The following is a 5677-nucleotide window of genomic DNA, read 5'->3' as shown; positions in this document are numbered from 1 at the left end:
TATAAGGAGCTTGGGGATGACCTACTTTCGCATACGAAGAGTACACTATCATTGGCGCAAGTTCGTTTCACGGCCCTGTTCGAGATGGGAAGGGGTGGTTCCAAACCGCTATTGTCCCCAAACATAACTGGTCATGTTATGCATGGTGCTGATGCGTTGCATCAGCCTGCTTTAACAAATTGGAAGAAGTAAAGGATGCAAGCGATTAAGCTTGTTTTCAATGGGATTTAGATGTTGAAACAACGTGTTGTTTCAGTATTTCTAGATGATTGCCAAATCATATTGCTTTGAACTACACCTTACAGATTTTCATCTGTTAGATTCCGTTTAGGGATTCTAAGTTTTAAGGTTATAGGATCAAGCCTCACGAGCAATTAGTATCAGTTAGCTTAATGCATTACTGCACTTCCACACCTGACCTATCAACGTCCTGGTCTTGAACGACTCTTTAGCTGGCTTAAAGCCAGAGGCAAGTCTCATCTCGAGGCGAGTTTCACGCTTAGATGCTTTCAGCGTTTATCTCTTCCGCACTTAGCTACCCAGCTATACCATTGGCATGATAACTGGTCCACCAGAGGTGCGTCCACTCCGGTCCTCTCGTACTAGGAGCAGGTCCCCTCAAACTTGCAGCGCCCACGGCAGATAGGGACCAAACTGTCTCACGACGTTTTAAACCCAGCTCACGTACCACTTTAAATGGCGAACAGCCATACCCTTGGGACCGGCTACAGCCCCAGGATGTGATGAGCCGACATCGAGGTGCCAAACTCCCCCGTCGATATGAACTCTTGGGAGGAATCAGCCTGTTATCCCCAGAGTACCTTTTATCCGTTGAGCGATGGCCCTTCCATACAGAACCACCGGATCACTATGACCTGCTTTCGCACCTGCTCGACCTGTCCGTCTCGCAGTCAAGCAACCTTTTGCCATTGCACTATCAGTACGATTTCCGACCGTACCTAGGTTACCTTCGCACTCCTCCGTTACTCTTTGGGAGGAGACCGCCCCAGTCAAACTGCCTACCATACACGGTCCCCAGTCCGGATTACGGACCTAGGTTAGAACCTCAACAACATCAGGGTGGTATTTCAAGGTTGACTCCACGACATCTAGCGACGCCGCTTCATAGTCTCCCACCTATCCTACACAAATCTTGTCAAAGTCCAATGTAAAGCTGCAGTAAAGGTTCATGGGGTCTTTCCGTCTAGCCGCGGGGAGATTGCATCTTCACAAACATTTCAACTTCGCTGAGTCCCGAGAGGAGACAGTGTGGCCATCGTTACGCCATTCGTGCGGGTCGGAACTTACCCGACAAGGAATTTCGCTACCTTAGGACCGTTATAGTTACGGCCGCCGTTTACTGGGACTTCAATCAAGAGCTTGCACCCCATCATTTAATCTTCCAGCACCGGGCAGGCGTCACACCCTATACGTCCACTTTCGTGTTTGCAGAGTGCTGTGTTTTTATTAAACAGTCGCAGCCACCTTTTCACTGCAACCCCATCACGCTTCTAGAGCAAGTCTATACACGTTACCGGGGCGCACCTTCTCCCGAAGTTACGGTGCTAATTTGCCGAGTTCCTTCTCCCGGGTTCTCTCAAGCGCCTTAGAATTCTCATCCTGCCCACCTGTGTCGGTTTGCGGTACGGTCTTATACAACTGAAGCTTAGTGGCTTTTCTTGGAAGCATGGTATCAATCACTTCACGTACAAGTACGCTCGTTATCACGTCTCAGTCTTAGCTCTCCGGATTTGCCTAAAGAACCAACCTACACGCTTGAACCGGGACATCCAACACCCGGCTGACCTAACCTTCTCCGTCCCCACATCGCATTGTATAGAGGTACAGGAATATTAACCTGTTTCCCATCAGCTACGCATCTCTGCCTCACCTTAGGGGCCGACTCACCCTGCGCCGATGAACGTTGCGCAGGAAACCTTGGGCTTTCGGCGAGGGAGCTTTTCACTCCCTTTATCGCTACTCATGTCAGCATTCGCACTTCTGATACCTCCAGCGCCCCTCACAGGACACCTTCGCAGGCCTACAGAACGCTCTCCTACCATGCCATATAAATATGGCATCCGAAGCTTCGGTTACGTGCTTAGCCCCGTTACATCTTCCGCGCAGGACGACTCGACCAGTGAGCTATTACGCTTTCTTTAAATGATGGCTGCTTCTAAGCCAACATCCTGGCTGTCTATGCCTTCCCACTTCGTTTTCCACTTAGCACGTCATTTGGGACCTTAGCTGTCGGTCTGGGTTGTTTCCCTCTTGACCACGGACGTTAGCACCCATGGTCTGTCTCCCGTAATTGCATTTCTCAGTATTCGGAGTTTGCAATGGTTTGGTAAGTTCTTATGAACCCCCTAGCCATAACAGTGCTCTACCCCCGAGAATGATATACGAGGCACTACCTAAATAGTTTTCGGAGAGAACCAGCTATCTCCAAGTTTGTTTAGCCTTTCACCCCTATCCACAGCTCATCCCCAAATTTTTCAACATTTGTGGGTTCGGACCTCCAGTACCTGTTACGGCACCTTCATCCTGGCCATGGATAGATCACTTGGTTTCGGGTCTACACCCAGCGACTGATTCGCCCTATTCGGACTCGATTTCTCTACGCCTCCCCTATCGGTTAAGCTTGCCACTGAATGTAAGTCGCTGACCCATTATACAAAAGGTACGCAGTCACGGAACAAGTCCGCTCCCACTGTTTGTATGCATACGGTTTCAGGATCTATTTCACTCCCCTCCCGGGGTTCTTTTCGCCTTTCCCTCACGGTACTTGTTCACTATCGGTCGATTACGAGTATTTAGCCTTGGAGGATGGTCCCCCCATATTCAGACAAGGTTTCTCGTGCCCCGCCCTACTTTTCGTTACCTTAGTTCCACAGACGGGATTTCGTATACGGGACTATCACCCACTACGGTCGGACTTTCCATTCCGTTCTACTATCGCATCTGCTAAAAATAACAGGCTATTCCATGTTCGCTCGCCACTACTTACGGAATCTCGGTTGATTTCTTTTCCTCGAGCTACTTAGATGTTTCAGTTCACTCGGTTCGCCACCATCTCCCTATATATTCAGGAGCGGTTACCCTTGCGGGTGGGTTTCCCCATTCGGACATCTCCGGATCAAAGCTTATTTGCCAGCTCCCCGAAGCTTTTCGCAGGCTATCACGTCCTTCATCGCCTGTAATCGCCAAGGCATCCACCATATGCACTTATTCACTTGACCCTATAACGTTAAAACCTAAACCCTTTTTAAATCTAGATTTCGTCGTGCATGAGACACGCGTTACAGGTAATTCTAAAGCACTATCAAACCTCGTTAGATTTGCTTTAGTCTCAGATTTCTCCTCAACTAAAACGTCTCAACTTGCGTTTAATATATTTATGATTTTGCAATCAATCGATATCGTTTCCGGTTAAAAAACAATATCGCCCATTGAATATAAGTTGTCATCACACAACCTATATTCCTTTACTTCTTCCATTTTGTTAAAGAGCAGTCCAGTTAAAAAACTAGAAGCAAGCACTACGCAAGTAACGCTTGCTTCTAATCTCTAATTCCACAACAAAGATCCTTTCCCCATGCCCGCCAGTTAAGTGGTGGAGGATAACGGGATCGAACCGTTGACCCCCTGCTTGCAAAGCAGGTGCTCTCCCAGCTGAGCTAATCCCCCTCTGAACTTCGCATTACGTCGTTGCTCACCTCCTTACATACATAAGTATGCTGCGGAGATTCGCGCCTAGTACTGCTCGCCCATGCCTCATATATATAACAAGACATTTTCGATAAGGTTTTGGTGGGTCTGGTTGGGCTCGAACCAACGACCCCCGCCTTATCAAGACGGTGCTCTAACCAGCTGAGCTACAGACCCTAAGGCGGTTTGCCTAAATCTTTGTTGCTGCTTAATTACAGATGACTGATAAGAGTGAATGCTTGAAGCCGAGTGATCTTCTCTAGAAAGGAGGTGATCCAGCCGCACCTTCCGATACGGCTACCTTGTTACGACTTCACCCCAGTCATGAATACTACCGTGGTAAGCGTCCCCCTTGCGGTTAGACTACCTACTTCTGGTAAAACCCACTCCCATGGTGTGACGGGCGGTGTGTACAAGGCCCGGGAACGTATTCACCGCGACATGCTGATCCGCGATTACTAGCGATTCCGACTTCATGCTCTCGAGTTGCAGAGAACAATCCGGACTACGATCGGCTTTCTGAGATTAGCTCCCCCTCGCGGGTTGGCAACTCTCTGTACCGACCATTGTATTACGTGTGAAGCCCTGGCCATAAGGGCCATGAGGACTTGACGTCATCCCCACCTTCCTCCGGTTTGTCACCGGCAGTCCCATTAAAGTGCCCAACTAAATGATGGCAATTAATGGCAAGGGTTGCGCTCGTTGCGGGACTTAACCCAACATCTCACGACACGAGCTGACGACAGCCATGCAGCACCTGTGTCCACTTTCCCTTACGGGCACCTAATGCATCTCTGCTTCGTTAGTGGCATGTCAAGGCCAGGTAAGGTTTTTCGCGTTGCATCGAATTAATCCACATAATCCACCGCTTGTGCGGGCCCCCGTCAATTCCTTTGAGTTTTAATCTTGCGACCGTACTCCCCAGGCGGTCTACTTCACGCGTTAGCTGCGTTACTCATGGATTTTACTCCACCAACAACTAGTAGACATCGTTTAGGGCGTGGACTACCAGGGTATCTAATCCTGTTTGCTCCCCACGCTTTCGTGCATGAGCGTCAATATTATCCCAGGGGGCTGCCTTCGCCATTGGTATTCCTCCACATCTCTACGCATTTCACTGCTACACGTGGAATTCTACCCCCCTCTGACATATTCTAGTCTGGCAGTTTCAAACGCAGTTCCCAAGTTGAGCTCGGGGATTTCACATCTGACTTGCCAAACCGCCTGCGCACGCTTTACGCCCAGTAATTCCGATTAACGCTCGCACCCTACGTATTACCGCGGCTGCTGGCACGTAGTTAGCCGGTGCTTCTTATCAAGGTACCGTCAGCCTCACACTTTATTAGAATGTAAGTTTTCTTCCCTTGCGAAAGAGCTTTACAACCCGAAGGCCTTCTTCACTCACGCGGAATGGCTGGATCAGGCTTTCGCCCATTGTCCAAAATTCCCCACTGCTGCCTCCCGTAGGAGTCTGGACCGTGTCTCAGTTCCAGTGTGGCTGGTCGTCCTCTCAGACCAGCTACTGATCGAAGCCTTGGTAGGCCATTACCCCACCAACTAGCTAATCAGATATCGGCCGCTCTTATAACGTAAGGTCCGAAGATCCCCTACTTTCCCCCTCAGGGCGTATGCGGTATTAGCTAATCTTTCGACTAGTTATCCCCCATTACAAGGCACGTTCCGATATATTACTCACCCGTTCGCCACTAATCCCCCTAGCAAGCTAAGGTTCATCGTTCGACTTGCATGTGTAAAGCATTCCGCCAGCGTTCAATCTGAGCCAGGATCAAACTCTTCAGTTTAATTCCTAACTATTACTTTATACCTCTTTCGAGGCGGTATTCGTTTCGCTTAATTCCTCAAATTCATTTCAAGGTATGTGTGTCTAAAACACTGTACATACTTGTCATAAATCTAAGTGTAAAGCATTTGTATTTTCTGAGGCTTCTACGCATCAAATGCGCTTCAC

2 tRNA genes and 3 rRNA genes are annotated in these 5677 nt (G+C 49.0%); all 5 read right to left on the bottom strand.

Going from position 1 to position 5677, the window contains the following annotated elements:
* Positions 1–8 precede the first annotated feature (8 nt).
* The 5 genes from rrf to ACFQ1Z_RS14555 all read right to left on the bottom strand — a co-directional run bounded on the left by rrf (position 9) and on the right by ACFQ1Z_RS14555 (position 5510).
* Positions 9–122 (bottom strand): 5S ribosomal RNA (rrf, locus tag ACFQ1Z_RS14575).
* 231 nt (positions 123–353) lie between these two features.
* Positions 354–3239, bottom strand: a 23S ribosomal RNA gene (locus ACFQ1Z_RS14570).
* Between the two features lie 372 nt (positions 3240–3611).
* Positions 3612–3687 (bottom strand) — tRNA-Ala (locus tag ACFQ1Z_RS14565).
* Positions 3688–3808: 121 nt separating this feature from the next.
* Positions 3809–3885 (bottom strand) — tRNA-Ile (locus tag ACFQ1Z_RS14560).
* A gap of 86 nt (positions 3886–3971) precedes the next feature.
* Positions 3972–5510: ribosomal RNA gene (locus tag ACFQ1Z_RS14555) — 16S ribosomal RNA — on the bottom strand.
* The 16S, 23S and 5S rRNA genes sit together here with 2 tRNA genes alongside, the layout of an rRNA operon.
* Positions 5511–5677 lie beyond the last annotated feature (167 nt).

The sequence above is a fragment of the Methylophilus luteus genome (assembly GCF_042676265.1).
In the GTDB taxonomy this organism is placed as follows: domain Bacteria; phylum Pseudomonadota; class Gammaproteobacteria; order Burkholderiales; family Methylophilaceae; genus Methylophilus; species Methylophilus luteus.
The sequence above is the reverse complement of the archived record's forward strand: the minus strand, read 5'-3'. Positions and strand labels throughout refer to the sequence as shown.